The 16,986-nt window shown below is 28.8% G+C and carries 14 protein-coding genes; 7 read left to right on the forward strand and 7 right to left on the reverse strand.

The window, feature by feature from the left end:
• Positions 1-345: 345 nt before the first annotated feature.
• Positions 346-528, reverse strand: a complete 183-nt coding sequence (locus ACXLDF_RS02935) for a hypothetical protein (RefSeq protein ID WP_457556998.1) — start codon at positions 526-528, stop codon at positions 346-348.
• Positions 529-707: 179 nt separating this feature from the next.
• Between ACXLDF_RS02935 and ACXLDF_RS02940 the strand changes: the two genes are divergently transcribed.
• Positions 708-1,715: a hypothetical protein gene (locus tag ACXLDF_RS02940; RefSeq protein WP_457556999.1), complete on the forward strand. Its 1,008-nt coding sequence runs from the start codon at positions 708-710 to the stop codon at positions 1,713-1,715.
• Here ACXLDF_RS02940 and ACXLDF_RS02945 read toward each other — a convergent pair.
• Together ACXLDF_RS02945 and ACXLDF_RS02950 are read right to left on the reverse strand one after the other, a co-directional pair.
• On the reverse strand, positions 1,704-2,156 hold the full coding sequence (locus ACXLDF_RS02945) for a hypothetical protein (RefSeq protein ID WP_457557000.1): 453 nt from the start codon (positions 2,154-2,156) through the stop codon (positions 1,704-1,706). The two genes, ACXLDF_RS02940 and ACXLDF_RS02945, sit on opposite strands and share 12 nt — an antisense overlap.
• 79 nt (positions 2,157-2,235) lie before the next feature.
• Positions 2,236-2,937, reverse strand: coding sequence for a hypothetical protein (locus tag ACXLDF_RS02950; protein WP_457557001.1), 702 nt, complete (start codon positions 2,935-2,937; stop codon positions 2,236-2,238).
• A gap of 7 nt (positions 2,938-2,944) precedes the next feature.
• Here ACXLDF_RS02950 and ACXLDF_RS02955 point away from each other — a divergent pair, with 7 nt between their 5' ends.
• The 3 genes from ACXLDF_RS02955 to ACXLDF_RS02965 all read left to right on the forward strand — a co-directional run bounded on the left by ACXLDF_RS02955 (position 2,945) and on the right by ACXLDF_RS02965 (position 6,776).
• Positions 2,945-4,120 carry a glycosyl hydrolase family 18 protein gene (locus tag ACXLDF_RS02955; RefSeq protein ID WP_457557002.1) on the forward strand — a complete coding sequence of 392 codons (1,176 nt, stop codon included), beginning with the start codon at positions 2,945-2,947 and terminating at the stop codon, positions 4,118-4,120.
• 98 nt (positions 4,121-4,218) lie between these two features.
• Positions 4,219-4,605, forward strand: a complete 387-nt coding sequence (locus ACXLDF_RS02960) for a pyridoxamine 5'-phosphate oxidase family protein (protein ID WP_457557003.1) — start codon at positions 4,219-4,221, stop codon at positions 4,603-4,605.
• A 161-nt stretch (positions 4,606-4,766) separates the two neighbouring features.
• Positions 4,767-6,776: an alpha-amylase family glycosyl hydrolase gene (locus tag ACXLDF_RS02965; RefSeq protein ID WP_457557004.1), complete on the forward strand. Its 2,010-nt coding sequence runs from the start codon at positions 4,767-4,769 to the stop codon at positions 6,774-6,776.
• 76 nt (positions 6,777-6,852) lie between these two features.
• Here the strand turns inward: ACXLDF_RS02965 and ACXLDF_RS02970 are convergent, their stop codons facing one another.
• The 3 genes from ACXLDF_RS02970 to ACXLDF_RS02980 form a co-directional block, all read right to left on the reverse strand.
• Positions 6,853-7,071 (reverse strand): hypothetical protein, encoded by a 219-nt coding sequence (locus ACXLDF_RS02970; RefSeq protein WP_457557005.1) that lies wholly within the window; start codon positions 7,069-7,071, stop codon positions 6,853-6,855.
• A gap of 88 nt (positions 7,072-7,159) precedes the next feature.
• Positions 7,160-7,285 carry an NAD(P)H-dependent oxidoreductase gene (locus ACXLDF_RS02975; RefSeq protein ID WP_457557006.1) on the reverse strand — a complete coding sequence of 42 codons (126 nt, stop codon included), beginning with the start codon at positions 7,283-7,285 and terminating at the stop codon, positions 7,160-7,162.
• Positions 7,275-8,645, reverse strand: a complete 1,371-nt coding sequence (locus ACXLDF_RS02980; RefSeq protein ID WP_457557007.1) for a methyltransferase domain-containing protein — start codon at positions 8,643-8,645, stop codon at positions 7,275-7,277. Before ACXLDF_RS02980 ends, ACXLDF_RS02975 begins: the two co-directional genes overlap by 11 nt.
• A 54-nt stretch (positions 8,646-8,699) precedes the next feature.
• On the opposite strand from ACXLDF_RS02980, the gene ACXLDF_RS02985 reads away from it, so the two are divergent.
• Together ACXLDF_RS02985 and ACXLDF_RS02990 are read left to right on the forward strand one after the other, a co-directional pair.
• Entirely contained in the window at positions 8,700-9,128 is a 429-nt protein-coding gene (locus ACXLDF_RS02985) for a CBS domain-containing protein (RefSeq protein ID WP_457557008.1), read from the forward strand.
• 261 nt (positions 9,129-9,389) lie between these two features.
• Positions 9,390-13,805: a PCI domain-containing protein gene (locus ACXLDF_RS02990; RefSeq protein ID WP_457557009.1), complete on the forward strand. Its 4,416-nt coding sequence runs from the start codon at positions 9,390-9,392 to the stop codon at positions 13,803-13,805.
• A 48-nt stretch (positions 13,806-13,853) separates the two neighbouring features.
• On the opposite strand, the gene ACXLDF_RS02995 is transcribed toward ACXLDF_RS02990, so the two are convergent.
• Positions 13,854-16,043 (reverse strand): DEAD/DEAH box helicase, encoded by a 2,190-nt coding sequence (locus tag ACXLDF_RS02995; RefSeq protein WP_457557010.1) that lies wholly within the window; start codon positions 16,041-16,043, stop codon positions 13,854-13,856.
• Between the two features lie 661 nt (positions 16,044-16,704).
• On the opposite strand from ACXLDF_RS02995, the gene ACXLDF_RS03000 reads away from it, so the two are divergent.
• Positions 16,705-16,983 carry a hypothetical protein gene (locus ACXLDF_RS03000; RefSeq protein WP_457557011.1) on the forward strand — a complete coding sequence of 93 codons (279 nt, stop codon included), beginning with the start codon at positions 16,705-16,707 and terminating at the stop codon, positions 16,981-16,983.
• Positions 16,984-16,986 lie beyond the last annotated feature (3 nt).

Genomic DNA, 16,986 nt, shown 5'->3' on the forward strand with positions numbered 1-16,986 from the left:
AAGCAAAATGATTGTTTGATTGCTGGATCTGCATTATCTATGGGGATTTCGAGAATTATTACTCGGGACAAACAAGATTTTGAAAAAATAAAAAGTATTGCTGGAATTGACTTTTCTTCGTTTTAACATGAAGAGTAATGGACAAAATCAAGAATTGGAAATAATAACTCATTTGTGAACATTCTATTCGATACAACTTAGGGCTGGATAACAAGCAGAGTTATTTTATTGTTGCATTGTTGAAAGACATCTTTTGGCTCCAAACCGAACGAAATAACTCTATCAAAGCGTTATACTTTAATTTCAAATAAATTTTAGGGATTTTTTAATCTCTCTGTAAAAGGATTACCTTTTTATTGATTTCTTTGGAATTCTATCTCTTTCATAACCCAAATTCTCATAATTATCTTGGGCTAACGGTTTCAAATCGATATATTTATACTTTAACTGATCTTTAGTAAAAGGTGGTGTACTGTTTGTTCGTTGCGGAATTTCAATGCGAATTGCTCCTTCTCGGGCATAAAACATCTGAGAAAGTGTTCAAATTCAATGGCCTATTTATAATAATAATTCGAGATTAATATTCCATCTGGTTAAAGCATTTAGCACTTCTGATCAGTAAAAAATTGTCACAAGATACATGAAAAAGGGAAAAATTAATCAAAAATAATATTTTTTTAATACTTCTTTGTATTATTTCCCCTATAATGCATTATTCCCTTATTCTTTCTAAAGACACGCTTGAAAAAGTGCGAATTACCTTATTTAAAAATGCACGTAATTTGGAAAAAAAATTCTTTTCTTTTCTTTTTGAAAATGGATCTCCCGAACTTGTTTTAGAAGAAATTACACGATATCAAAATAGAGATGGGGGATTTGGGATGGGAATTGAACCAGATTTCCATCTACCACAGTCTACTCCTATGGCAACTTCTGTAGGCTTGCGATTACTCCATGAACTTAAATATGAAATTAATCAAAAAATGAGCAATGGTGGAACTCTCATCAGTAATGATTTATTCACTAGAGTAGAGAATCAAATAGATCAAAAAATAGCTCTTGCACTTCACTCTTTGATAACTAGTTTTGATATTAATCGCAGGGGTTGGTATGCTGTTCGTCCTGAGATCAATGATTTCCCACATGCTCCATGGTGGCATTGGGATGAATTAACTCAAATGACCATAATTGACAAATCTTGGGCAAATCCAAGTGCTGAATTAACAGGTTATTTTTATCATTATAGAAATCTACTCCCCGAAAAGCAGTATCAAGATTTTATTGAAGCCACAACCAAATTTGTAATCAAATATCTATCAGAAAAAAAGGTATTCCCTTCAGAACACGAAATTTATTGTGCAATTCGTCTCTATTGGTTAGTTGATGAGCCGTATCAAAAAATTCTACTTTCTACACTTAAAAAAGCAATTAATTCCCTTATTGAAACAGATTTAGCCAAATGGGAAGATTATGTACCTAAACCTTTAGATTTCGTAAATCATCCAGATAAAAATCCATTTAGAATACCAATTGAATTACTAAATGAAAATATTAAATGGTGTATCGAAAAACTTGAAGAAAACACTCAGATCGAGCCGAGTTGGCAGTGGGATCAATATGACGCTTTCTGGAACACAGCTAAACAAAATTGGGCGGGAATTTTAACCCTAAACACATTGCGAATTTTACGAAATTTTAACTGCTTAGAGTTTTGAAGATAAATGTCTGAATTCTTTTCGTAATAATGGAAAAGGTTTGATAATCTCATTTATTTCGATGTTATCAAGTAATTCGGTTATATTTTTATCCATTTTTTTTTCTGCTTTTTTAACTATTCTTAAGCATTGAGAGTGGATTTCAGGAAGAGCTTCTTTTAATGTCTCAAATTTCTTTTGGTTGCGTCGGTTGAAATGAACACCAATTATAAGCAACAAATTCTCATTTAAATGGGTAAATAATTTATAGGATGTCATATCCATTTTTTGGAGCCCACCTGTCTGCATTTCTTTTCCCATAAGATATAATGATTTAGCCATTTGAATGATTATGAAAGGATCAGGAACTGCTTCTCCTATAATCTTTTGGAATGCTCTGTCATCTTGATAATGCAGAATTGGCGAGCCTTCAATGGGTGTGAGAATAAAAAAGAGTATCATTATAAATCATTTGATAATAAGATGGATTTTTACAAAAAGATTTCTTCTAGTAAAGTGTAAATTAGTTTTTGGAAATTGTTCAATCAAAAGAGTTAAATTTAGGCTTAAAATCCGCGATATGTAAATCAGGTTGAATTTTTTTTTTCTGTTCATAAGCAGATCGGAAATTGTGAAATCTCTTTAACTGCTTTCGATATTTCATAACTTCCCGGATTAGGATAGGTAATTTTTGGAAAAAATTACGATGAGGGTATTGCGCCATTTTTTCCTTAATATCCATACCTTGTTTTCCTGTAACCATTCTAAAAATACAATCTTGATCGTGTTCACATTCAATACAATTTTTACGATACATAGGCTCGTTATCGAAAACATTAGATTCCTCTAACAATGTTTGATATTGATTAAAGATTTGCTGATCTCCCCTCCAATCTTCTAAAATATGACCAAATTCTTTAGTAAAAATTTCTAAACACAAACGAACACGGTTCTCATAATCACTTATTTCATCTTCAATCGTAATAGCCATTATTATAATTACATTAGGTGCAGAAGCAGCGAGATATTGGAATTTTTCAAAACTAATCTGACGTAAATCACCACCAGAGAAAGTAGACATAGAAAATATTGCAGAAAAGAACCCACTAACTAATGAGGGGTTTTTTTGAACAACAGCATCTTTTGAATATACATGACAATTGTTTCCATTTGGACAAATGTAATTTCCGGAAAAATATGGCACACCTGAAGGATTCATTAAAATAATTGTACTAATTCCCATAGCTATAATGGAACAGACAAAATATAAAAAAGTATATGCAACTAATTTCGTAATAATTATTGTGAGAAAAAAATACTTCAAAAAAAAAAAAAGTAGAAATCAGAAAATTTGTTTCATTAGTTTTATTGTATTTTTACTAACGACGGGAATTATTGGAGGATTTTTGCTTTATCCACATATTCAAGTTTATTTCATCGAATCTGGAGAGTATATTCATCAAAAATCCTTCTTTTGGTTTGCTTCATGGAATAATCTATCATTTACTGCTTTGCAGGAGCATGCAGAAAAAATTGATTATATCTCTCCAGTATGGTTTAGAATTTACAATAACGGAACTGTTATATGGAATTCTTATTTAGATAATTCACAAATTAACCAAACTATCCAACTTTGTAAGCAATATAGAATTGAAATTCACCCACTTATATCAAATTATAATGATGGATTTAATGCAACTTTAATTTCAAATCTTCTTTCATCACCAAGTTCACAAGAAAATTTTATACAATCAATCATAAATATTCAAGATCAGCAAATGATTTCATATAATTTAAGATTTAAAGGATTTAATTTAGATTTTGAAAATATTCCTTCAACACTCCGAGCAAATTACACGAATTTTTTAAAATATGTTCGAAATAATCTACCCAAAGAATGGATTATATCTATTGATGTACCAGCAAAAACTTGGGATGATTTAAATGGCTGGGGCGGTGCATTTAATTATAAAAAAATATTACAAATTGTAGATTGGATGATGATTATGACTTATGATTATCATGGACCTTGGTCGACACCTGGGGAAATATCGCCACTATCATGGATTATGAATGTGGAGAAATATTTATCACAAATTGATCCAAATAAAACAAATTACTCAAAAATTTTTATGGGAATTCCTTTATATGGCTATGATTGGGGAATAGATTCAGGTTCATCGTTTTCTGATGGTTTTTCTACATTTGATTTAATAGCAAAACAAGGAGGAACAAAGATTGAGAGAACTGAAGATGCCTACGAATTAAAGCTTACATATTCTATAGGAGATGGAAATCATATTGCATATTACAGCGATTCAGCAACAATTATGAAAAAACTTGAACTTTTCAGCAATTATCCCTTTTCAGGTGCATGCTATTGGTATTTAGGATTAGAAGATCCTAAAATTTGGCTGGAAATTTAAATATAATTATAAAAAATAATTAAAATCCATTGAATAATGATTTTTTCAAAGAGATATATTTTTGTCAATCATTTTCCTAAGATTGTTACTGAATTAAAATGAAGCCAATTTCTCAAATTTTTATTTATGGACAAGTAGTCATTCTTTATACTTATTCATCAAATCATAAAATTCGTGGGCGTGAAATGACAGTGTTAACGCGACCTCAAGATGAAGATGCAATATGGTTTGGAACGAGTAAAAATACACGAAAGATAAAAGATATTATGGAGAATAGTAATGTAATTCTTAATTATAAAGATCCTTTCCGCAGAGAAAAGGTAATTTTATTTGGAACGATGAAAATAATTGACGATGTAAATATTAAAGAAGATTTATGGCGAGAGGCATTACAAATGTTTTGGCCTGAAGGTCCTAAATCAAAAAATCTCGTATTACTGAAATTTACACCAAATAGAAACAAATTTCTGTTTCAAGATATTTAAAACTGCTTTTTTACTGATATTTTTTACGTTTTTTATATGGTTAAATAAATGAAAATAATTTATTCAGAAGAATTTGAAGTATTAAAGAATCAAACATTTTTTTTCTTTAATTACAAAAATATTTCAATTTTGAAACCTTAATTAAGAATGAGTTTGAGTTTATGGATATAGGAAAATATGATTGGAAGAAAAGTGTATTTCACGATGGTAGTCGAAATTTTGTCTTCCCAGCTAACCCAAAAAAGGGAGAAAACATTCATATTCATATCCAAATGCTAAAAAATTCTCCCATCGTTCAAATATTCTTCAGTTTTTTTCAAGATGGTGAAGAAATTAATATTGAAATGCAAAAAAAAACCATTTTAAAAAGAAATAATTCATTAATAAATAATCACTCGCAAAATCTACAAATATATTCTACAAATATAGAATTACAATGTTGTGAACTAAAGTATAGATTTAGGATTTTAACAAAACAAGAACATTTTTGGTATTCGGGATTAGGAATAACTCGAATATCACCTCCAGATGAATATAGCTTCACCATAATTGCAGATGCTCAAATCCCATCATGGGTAACTAAAACAGTATTTTATCAAATTTTTCCTGATCGATTTTGCAATGGAAATCCTTATATTGATGTAAAAGATAACGAAATCTGTAGAGGAAATGAAAAATCAGTTCATTGTGAATGGAATGAGATTCCTGGAGAATATGGAAAAAATTATACTAGTCTACATTTTTATGGCGGCGATTTAGCAGGAATTAAAGAAAAAATATCTTATCTTCAAGATTTGGGAATAAATGGTATTTATTTAAATCCAATTTTTATGGCTAATTCCAATCATCGTTATGACACAATTGACTACTATAGGATTGATCCACACATTGGCACCAATGAAGAATTTGCTCAATTGGTACAAGATTTGCATGATCAAGGAATTCAAATTATTTTAGATGCTGTAATCAACCATACGGGAGATAAACACCCATGGTTTAATAGAAATGGTGACCCCAACAAAGGAGGTGCATATACATCACCAAATGATCCACATAGAAGTTTTTATCGGTTTTATAATGAAGATCCAGAAAGTTTTGATGCGTGGAAGAATTATAAACTCCTTCCTCGCCTAAATTATAATTCTGATAAACTTAAAGATCAAATCTATCGAAAATCAGACTCAGTTCTTAAATTTTGGATGAAAGCACCATATAACATTGATGGTTGGCGATTTGATTGTGCAAATATGGTTGGGAAATATGATTCATTAGGAAAAAAGATCAATATATGGGAAGAAATTCGTGTTCAATTAAAAGAAGTTAATCCTAATTCTTTTATTATTGGTGAAAGCTTTTATGATGGAGCTGAATTAGTGAATCATCATAAACTTGATGCAATCACTAATTATTGTGGATTTTATTCTCCTCTTATTCGATGGCTAACCCAAAATGATGGAATTCAAGCATTAAGTAATAAAGAATTTCGTTGTTTTTCATTTTCATATTATTTTTCACTTTCAGATATGATTACACAGATGAAAATTTATCGTAATAAGCTACCTTTTCAATTTCAACTTATCCAAATTAATTTATTAGACAGCCACGATGTTCCAAGATTATTTTCGGCAATAGGAAAAAATGAATCAATAATGAAAATGGCGGTGTGTTTTTTATTCACTTACATTGGAATACCGATGATCTATTATGGAGATGAAAATGGAATGGAGGGTATTTCTGATCCTGCCAATCGACAGCCAATGATTTGGGAGAAATCCAGATGGAATTCCAATTTACGGCAATTTTATAAGAAAATGATATTTTTACGAAAAGAATATTCTGAATTACAAATTGGATCTTTTTTTAATTTTCAATTTGACACAAATGATTCATCAGAAAACGAAGACTCTTATTCTGAAATTCTTGCTTTTGCACGTTTTTCGAAATCTCGCTGTTTAATTATTATATTACAAAAAAAAAAAGTAGAAAAACAAATACAGATACCCTTATGGCAATTGGGGTACGATTCAGGTGTAATTAAGCCTCTACTTGATTTAATTAAGCAAAAAGAAATTAATCAATCTTTTAAGGTAAACACTAAATTTTCTCAAGGTATAGCGATATTTCATGCTGAAAACATTTATCCTTGCTATATTGGAGAAATCAATAATTAAGCTTGAATAATTCCCCTTTGTATTAGATTTTTATACACACCTGCCATCAGATCATCTTTATGTGCTAAAATATTTTTTAAGAAGAGTGGACGCATAAAAAATCTTCGAACATTTTCCCAAATAAATTTTGAACTGGAAATTTTCGATTTAATTCAATATCTTTAACTAATTTTTTACCGATTTTTTCAGCTCGATTTAAAGCATTTGGAATTTCTTTAATTGGTTTCGTATCACGTGCTATTCCTAAACGACCAGATATATATCCATATTGAAAAACACCTTGAACGAGAGACACTAATTGTTTTGTAACTTTTCTTGCTCCAAAACGCCCTGTAGTTGCAATTCCAACAATATATTTATTTCCATAAATTGATGTATATGCATTAAACTAATTCGCACATTCCTATTCGATCTAAGAAATTCTTCATTACTGCATTAACAGATAGTCCATGAACTGGAGTACCTAATATTATCCCATCAGCAGCGTATAATTTTGCTTTAAGTATCAAAATTTTTTCGCTTTAATAATGCGATGAAATAACCTTGTCCGTCTTCTTCAGTTGGATAGAATCGGCGCATAAAGGACTTAGTTTCTGATGGAATCCCAGAATAATCTAATCCTGAATGACCAAAAGATCCAAATTCTGGTGGAAGTGAAACCAATTCATAATTTAATTTATTAATAGCATAGGCCATAATACCTTCATTTTCTTGAATAGCAAAAGTACAAGTATTATACATTAAATATCCTCCAGGTTTGACAAGTCTATGTACAATTTTAAGTAATCTTCTTTGATTCATAGCGTATGCTTCTAAATCTTCTTTTGATTTTTGAATGAAAAGTTTTGGTCTTGGTCCAAGTGCACTGCATGGTGGATCAAAAATAACAAAATCACCAGTTCCAACAAATTGTGGGTGTTTTTTATCAATTTTTTCTAATTTACAAGCAATCACTTCAATATTTTCCAATCCCAGTCGATTAATATCATGTTTTAAATGTAAAAGTCGATTTTTTGATCGATCGATTGAAATAATTGGAAACCATTTTGGATTTCCCCTTTTTTTGGTTAAATATTGTATCCACTCTGCTAATGCACATGTTTTATGTCCTGGTGCTGAGCACGTATCAAAAATCACAGGAATCTTCTTATTTTTGAAATAATACTCTAAAATAAAATAAGCGAAAATTCGAGTAGCGAGATTTGCCTGAAAATTTTGATCTGATATCAATCCTCTTTCATAAAATTCACTTTGACGATAAGGTGGGAGACTAAATTTCGATTGTTGGGTCTTAACCATAATCCCTGAAATTGTTTTTGGATAATTTTTTGAGGCGATCTGAGTGATTCCATTTGCGACATGAAAATGTTTTTCATCATAATGAATTGATTTTGGTAATTTTTGAGGATCCAACATTACAGAAACCAAGATATTATTGGAAAATCTACCGCCAATTTCACATACACCAGGAACATAAAGATTAGCCCCCATCATAACAGATTCTGCTGCAAATTTATCACAATATATAATTGGAGTGTGTATTTCCATTTCTGGTGCTTGTTTAATTTGAATTGAAATCATATTTTCCAAAGAAGTTAAAGAAAAATTATAAGATGGATATGCTTCACTAAGGTGATTAATTAAATTATTTCTTGAAATTCGAGTAAGATTAACTCGAATGAAATATTCTTTGGGAGTTTTCATCAAATTTTGTAGTAATTTGGATCTCTCATCTTTATCCTTACAAGTTAAACTGATATACAAATCGATTTCAGGAGATATCAAAAAATTTTTTATGTTTTCAGTTTGATTTGATGAACTTCTTTGAATTTTTATTTCATCAGGTGGAAATTTTCGCTGTAAATTCATTCAATAAATCAAAAGTAGAAATTTCTTAAAGTTAAAATGATTTACTGATCTTGCATGTGCGACCAAAATAAAGCTTGTAAGGAATTACATGAAATCAAAGCGGAAAATATAATGAGCAGGGATGTTACAGTAGTTGAACCAATGGAAAAGCTTTCAACTGCTGAAATTTTAATGATTAAAAAGAATATTGGTGGATTACCTGTTGTTTCTCCAGAAACTAAAAAACTAATTGGTATTCTTACACAACGGGATATTCAAATTTCGAAAACATTAATCGGAACTGATATATTTCATGTTGATGATATTTATTCGAAAAATCCTGTAGTGGGAAAACCAGATGAAAGTTTACCTCAAATTATTAAAAAAATGAATCAATACAATATTGAACGAGTACCTATTGTAGATGAAACATATCATGTAATTGGAATTGTAGTAACAAAGGATTTAATTCGTTCATTAGCAGAATTTTTTGATGATCCATAAGAATAAAGCGCGTATATCCCTATTATATTGGAAAACTACCCTATTTTATTGTTTTTTTCTTTTTATGGCTTGAAATAAAATATCCAATGTTAATTAATGGTTATCTGATAATTATTAGGCGTGCAAGATATTTTATAGACAGATGATATTTTTTTATTAGAATTTAAAAATTGAAAATGATAGGGCGGATCTAAAATAAAAAAAAAAAAAATCAATTCACTTTCCAATAAAGCACTAAAACCCAGTGGAACTGAATTTTTCATGGCTGAATTTAAATTTCCCCAGTGGAAACCATTCACATTTATAGATTCAATCCCGCAAATATTCTATCCAAGTTTTATTAATGAATTACTCCAAAAATGTGATAATTTTTCCCAAACATCAGATATAGAGACTTTATTTTGGCAAATTCTCACTTTAAAATATCTAAAATTATTAAAAACTAGTGAATTTGAAATATATTATCAAACTTTGATTAAATTTGAAGTTACAGAAGATGAAAAATCTGGTTTTTTAAATCCTCAATTGAAAAACTCAAAAAAAAAGAAAAATACAACTTTTTCGATTACTGATTCAGATATCTTAAGTACATATTACATCTTAAATATATTCGCCTTAACAGGAAAATTAACTGAATATTTAGCGACTTTGAATGGAAATCGAAAGAAATATTTGGAAAACTATATTTTAGACCTGCAATTTCATTTAAAAAAGAATACTCGGAAATCCCAAGCAGAAATTCTTTTTTACATTACCACACTCTATCTATTATTAGGAAATTCCCCACGAACTATTCAACATCAAATAATACAGCAATTAAAACCAAATCTCAAGCAATCCAAAGGACCTAATATTGTTTTTAAGTTACTTTTGTTTCGAATTTTTAATATGCAAGATCCTTTAAAAGAAAGTGATTTAATTTCTTTACACCAACTTCAAAAAGCAAATGGTGGTTTTAATTTTAAAAATTCTACTATTGCAGATCCATCGAATACTTTTTGGATCGTTTTCACCTTAGAAACTTATAGTTGGTTTTTACCCTATCGACCAGGGCCAATATATTCATATCTCTTGTCTTTTCTTCGACACGAATATCAACATACGCAAAATGATTTACAATATCTTTTCTCCAAGAATACAATTAAGTCTATTTTTCAGTTAATTGTCTTATATGCATGTATTTTCGATTCTCTATTGAATGATGTAGAAAACTTAATTTTTACTAATATATCTAAGAGAGGTATGTTAAATGCAGACACACTTTCGAATGAAGGAGGATTTGCAGGAGCAGAAAATGAAATTATCTCTTTATTAAATCAAAAATTTCAATTCAAATTAGAAATATTAGATAATAACATAGTTTTTCGGCGATATTTAAATCGTTTAAATCCATTTAAAGAAAAATTAGCCGTTCAAATTAGGAAAGAAATAAGAAATTCTCTGCAATTCGATATTAATGAATTTGTAAAAAATTATAACCGGGCAAAAAGTCGAACAAATCGAATTAAAGTTGAATTTATATGTGATTTAATCCAAGAAATGGAACAAGAATTTTTCTTTACAGGTAGTCTTAAATCTCGTAATCGTTTTTTCTTTTTCCATTCCTATTTATATATTCGGGAAAATTTCATCGAAAAAATCATTGTTTGTGACAAACAACTGAATTGGCAAGATATTCAACATGAAAAAAAACGGATGGAAGAAATCCTTATAGACATATTCAATATGATAAATGAGATTAAAGAAGCAAAAACTCGAATTTTAAATGATATTGAATCTATGATTTTAGTTGGAATGAATCCAGAAAAAATAGAAGGGCATATGAAATTTTTAATTAAAAATACCCTGATTGATGCTACATTTTTCCGAAAAACAATTGAAACTTTTACGAGTGAATTTGTTTATTTAAATCCAAATTATGCTCTTAATTCACGAATTAAAGAGTGGGAACTCCTATATTCAAATCTTCAATCAGATTTTCGAAATATTAGAAAAATACTGAATATAAAATTAGATAACTTAAAAGATGAAATTCAACAAAGAGATTTTCTCTTTTCTTTAGAAAAGGAAATAAATACATGCATAAACCAAATTACTGAAAATGCAATAAACTTTGAAGAAAATTTCAGACAAACATTTGACCAAGAATATCATCGAAAATTAATAGATCAACTAAAAGAACAATTGAAACTAACACAAGATAATTTAAATATGCTTGATAAACGGATTAAAAATCGATCTTTGAGAATTACAAGTAAAAAACCAAAAATCACTCAAATGCGTAATAAACTTATTAATAAGTGGATTTCACATAAACAAGATATTACTCAATTACTTGTTTTTTATCAAGATGGCTTTGATTATTGGGATAAATCTCTATCAAAATTTGAATTATTACAAAGTAATTTTCTTCAAAAAATTAATAAAGTTGAAGAAGAAATCAAAAAAGAAATATCTAAAAATAATTATTCAGTCGCATTTGAAATGAATAGAAGAAAATTTGCTGAAATTTTTAATGATATGAATTTGTTAACCAACAATTTTGAAAAGGAATTTAATAAAAAACGCAAAGGAACGCGCAAATTAAATCCCCTATATCAAGCACTGATAACAGAATGGAATTCGCTTCAATATTCACTAGAAGCCCTAATTCAACAAAAGAAGCGTTCGTTTCAAAAATCTATTACTATGGATCAAATTTCATTTCATACTGAGAATTTTCAACTTATTGTAGAATCCCAAATCACCATTCTGAATCAAAAGCTTATTGAATTTAAAAAAAGATATTCATCCCTTATTAAACATGATGAAAACATATCCCAATATAATTATAATCATGAAGCTGAAAAATTAAAAAAGGATTTTTTAAAAATACAAGCTCAAATAAAAGATGAATACAATAAAATTAAAAAACTTAAATTAAATATAGATTTATCTCTATCTTTTAAGCAATTTCAAGAATTTGAGCAGCATTATAATCATGAAATTCAAGAAATAATTGATCATTATAATCGAAAAGAAAAAATTCGAAAAATTCTTAAATATGCTGAAGATAAAAATCAAAACTTGTTTGAAATTGCTGAGATCGCTCAAATATTAAAAATGAGCATATCTGAAGCAGATTCTTTACTAAAACAGTTAGTATCTCAAAACTTACTTAACGCACGAATATATAATAAAACAAGAAAAATTGAAATACACAATAAGAATTGGAGAAATTATCTCAAATTAAAACAAGAAAGCGAAATTCGTTGTCGGGAATTACAAGCAAAAGCAAATTTAAGTCAAAATTATTTTAACAAAGCAGTAATCAATCATGAATTTTTGGAAAAAAGCGAACAACTCGATACACTTATTGAAGAGTTTAATGAATATATAGAAACCAAATCTAATGAATTTGAAACTTTTATACAAGATAATCAAATAAATACGAAAAACAATCTGATATATGAAGAATACTTGCATTTTTATCAAAAAATAAATAAGATGAAAGAGCAAGTAAACTCATTACAGAATACAACAAATCAAGCAAAAGAATTTGAACAAATGCTTAAGGATTTTACTTCACGTTTAGAAGATTTTGGAAATTCAATAATTAACAAAATTGAACAGGAATTTCAGACTACATCGAAATTATCGCATAAAAATCACACAAAATACTTGCAAAATCAATGGAGTTTTATTCAAAATTTCTTAGATGATATTCTTTTACAAGAAAAAAACCATAAAAAAGAAATTTTTCAAAAAAGTGGAAATTTTGGAGAAATTTTCTTAGATATTGAAGATGATTTCAAAATTAGAATTCAAAATATCATGCAAGATTTTAAGACAACTTTTCAGAATTATGAAGAAGAATTAAAAATAAATGAAATAAAAAACCTTCGCCAAAAAATGGACGAATTAGTTATTGAAAAGCAAAACCTCGTTGGACAAAATCAAAGAAAAATTGATTTAGAGATAAAAAATAAAATTAGAGCAAAAGAATATATCACAGCTGCCAAAAAATTAAATCAACGAGCAAAAAATCTATTTAAAATCTTGAAAAATGCTGAAAAAGAAATAAAACTAGCAAATAAAGAATTTAATGCAAAATCAAAGGTGTTTGGTATAAAATACTCACCATATATATTAGAAGAATGGACAAACTTTCAAAAACAATTTGAGGAATCTGTAATTTCTACTTTAAATAAAGTATATGCAAGAGAACTTGTGTTGAACTTTACTATTTTCTCGATAAAATCCTTTAAAGAACCTTTTGTCCCATTAAAACTTATCGCTGAGAATCTTTTTTTAAGCCATGATCAAGTACAACACATCCTAATGAGTTTAATAAGCGAAGGAATGCTTTCAGGAAAAATTGATTTAGAACATGACGTTTATTTTGAAGGAACAATAAGTTTTGATGATAAAAGTATTGCTCGATTAGAAATCATAAAGAAAACAAATGTTAAAACATATTTGAGAATCAGGCGGTTGGTGAATGTATTTGCAATTCTCGGTCCGATTTTAACAGGGTTTGCTTCTTTCTTAACAATATTATGGTATTTGATCCGCTTAGCCTCAAATTTAGTCTTTATTGCTATTCCTATTGCAGTTCTTATTATATTGTTTATCTATTTGTGGATTCGAAAAGGAAGGGAACAATTTGCTCAATTAGAACCAGAATCGAGTGAATAGGTAATTAGAATTACGAATACAAATTTGAAAATATAGAACATCTAATCTTTATCCATAGACATAGGTTAAATATGCTCCAGCAGTTTGAAAAATACCCGCTTTAAGACATCTATCAATAGTAATTTCAATTTTGATAGAGTCGATCTCTTCATTTCGTGCTTCTGAATATAATGCATCTAATTCAAAATATAGACAGTTACCTTTCAATTCACCACCTAATTCCATTGTAGATAGAATCCAATCATAATATTTCTTAGTAATGCCGTGTTTTGAAAGTAAAGTGTGTTTTGATTTTATTTCTGAATGATGTCGCTTATTTTGCAGAATTCTATTTTTTCCTAAAAAAGTTAGCTCTTTAGTTATATCTGAAATCAAATTATAAGCCTCTTTTTTACCACTTTGCTTTTTGTTTCTTTTTGTTAGTTTTTTTTTTTGTGAAAAATTAACATTAACATTTTCTATAATTTGGTTAATCTTAATTAATTCTTGATTTTCCTTATATTTCTGCCTTTTATTTTCAATTTGGGTGGGAGTTTGTACACGATATTTTGGTCTTTCAATTGTTCTGGGAAATTTTTCAATTGTTTGAATTTTTTCTGGATGAATAAGAAGTGATTGCATCTTTTGCTCTTTATAATGTGAAACTTGATGATAGATTTCATCGAGTGTATTAGGGCTCACCAAACAATAACATTTTCCGATAGAATGGCGTCCTGTACGGCCACGTCGTTGGATCAATCTTATTTCACTTGGTACTGAATCATAAAAAATTACTGCATTCACATTAGGGATATCTAGACCTTCTTCAGCCACTGATGTTGCGATTAAAATACGATATTTTCCATTAGAAAAATGATTTAGTAATTTTTTTTGATCGTTTTGTGATAACCCTGGATCATTAAGTCGTGAAGCTTGACCAATAAATCGATATGCAATTTTTTCAGGAAATAAAATAGCAAAATTTCGATTCAATTCTTCTTCAATATAAGTGCCCATTTCTCTGTATTGAGTAAATACAATAAGTTTAGCTTCAGGATCTTGTGCTAATTCATCTTGAATAATTTTAATTAAGGGATCCATTTTCGGTGATTTATTACACGAACGAAGTATTTGCCTCACACCATTAATATATTTTGAATGTAAAAACCGCTTTAAGTGCTTATTTCCAGAATCGGACCGATCTTGGAGTTTCTGTAAATATGTCCAAAACATACGAACATCTTGAGTGGTAAGAATTTCTTTTAGATGTTCAAGATATATTCCATTTACAGCATAACCCATGGCTGTAGCTTTATTTGGAATTTGTCTAGATTGTGAAACATCAAATAGTTCTGCAAGATGTGGGAAGTTTAAGCCACGAAAACCTTGTTTTTGAAGTATATTTTGCTTTTCATCTTCAGTCATGTGCGAATCACAAAGAATATCGACCATTTTCAGATCTTGAATCAATTGAATAAATTGAAATTTAGAACTAAATCGACGACGGGGAAGAATATCTTGTTCATAAAGATATTCGAGTATTTTCCGAATAGCAGTATCTAAAATCATCTGGGCTTTTAGAATTTCGTTCGGCAATTCAATACGTTGAATTATTGTGTTAATTGGGAATACATAATCTTTCACATCAAGACTATTTTGATTTCTAAAAATAATTTGTTCAATTTGGAGATTTTGGCATAATTCGTTAATCCGGAATAAATCTCTACCTGGACTGGCTGTTAAACCTAAAATTAAAGGACAAGAGCACTGAGAAAGATAAATTTCAGCCACATGAGTATAACTATAACGTTTCCTTGCTTTGTGAACTTCATCAAATATAATATGGCCAAAACCTTCCAAAGAATAAAGCCCTGCTTCTAAATCGTTTTTAATTATTTGAGGGGTAGAAAAGAAGATATCTGCTTCATTTAAACTTAAAGCCCGTTTAGTTGGAGATAAACCACTGGAAAAAATACAAAGACGTACATTAGATTTAAAAAATCGATGAAATGTATCGTAATGTTGCTGAACTAGCGGACGCGTTGGAGCAAGAAACAAAATCTTTGAATGGGGTGCATTTTCAAGTGTATGAGCAATTGCTAACATTGCTATAATTGTTTTTCCTAAACTTGTAGGCAAAACAACCAATGTATTTTTACAGGATGCAATTTGAGCAATGTTTAGTTGATACTCCCGTTGATCGATAAGATCTACATTTAATAATTTCCGATTTATCTTAATATTTTTTTTGTCGGACATTCCAATAGCACTCATAAATTACGCATATTACTTATTTCCATAAAGTCTATCTAAGAAAATCCAAAGAACAAACAGTTAATAAGAGAGTTGAGCGTAAAGATTTTTTAAATTATAAATTAAAAATATTGTAGAACCTAAGTGCGAATAAGTTTTTTGATCGATTTTTTATTAGAAATTCTTCCTATAAATGGTGCGAATAAGTTTTTATACCGAAAGATCAAGATGACGTGAATAATGAGTTAAAAATTGATCTCAATTTTAGTAATTTGTAGATTTTCCGAACAAAAACTCCCTTAAATCCACTGGATTTCTACTTAAAAGTTCATGGAGCAAAATGTAGAAATCTCGTTCGTTTGTTTCGTATGTCATAAACAATCCAAGATATTCCATCAAATGCTTTGTAACATCAATACTTTTAAAATCCTGCGATCTATGACGTTGTCTTGAATATTTAAATAAATACGAGATAAAAAAATTATGATAAAATAATAAGATTTGCAAAATAGAAGTGATCAATTATGTATGACAATTTTTTATAATTATTCCAAAACGATCACAGTGTTAATTATTTACGATAATAAAATATATATTTATTAAGAATTATTAAAAAAAAATTTTTTATTTTTGTAAAATGGTAAAATTTGTAGGAGAAACAAAAAAAATGAGCGAACAAATACCTCCAGCAACTAATGAAAAATGGCAAGCTTTAATTCTTGGACTGGATTATAAAAATTTTGAGTTCTTTCCTGTAAAATTGCTTTTAGCGAGATTGCAATTGAAAGTAAAACAAGACCCAAGTGAAAACAATGTTTTACAATGTGCCGATGAATTAAGACAGTTATTTGTAAAAAACCAACACATTCCAAAAGCAAAAAGGGATCTAGATAAAATTTTCAAAAAGAAATTTAGTCTTAAAAGATTTTTAAGAAGGAGAAGATAAAAA

The sequence above is a fragment of the Candidatus Harpocratesius sp. genome (assembly GCF_054039255.1).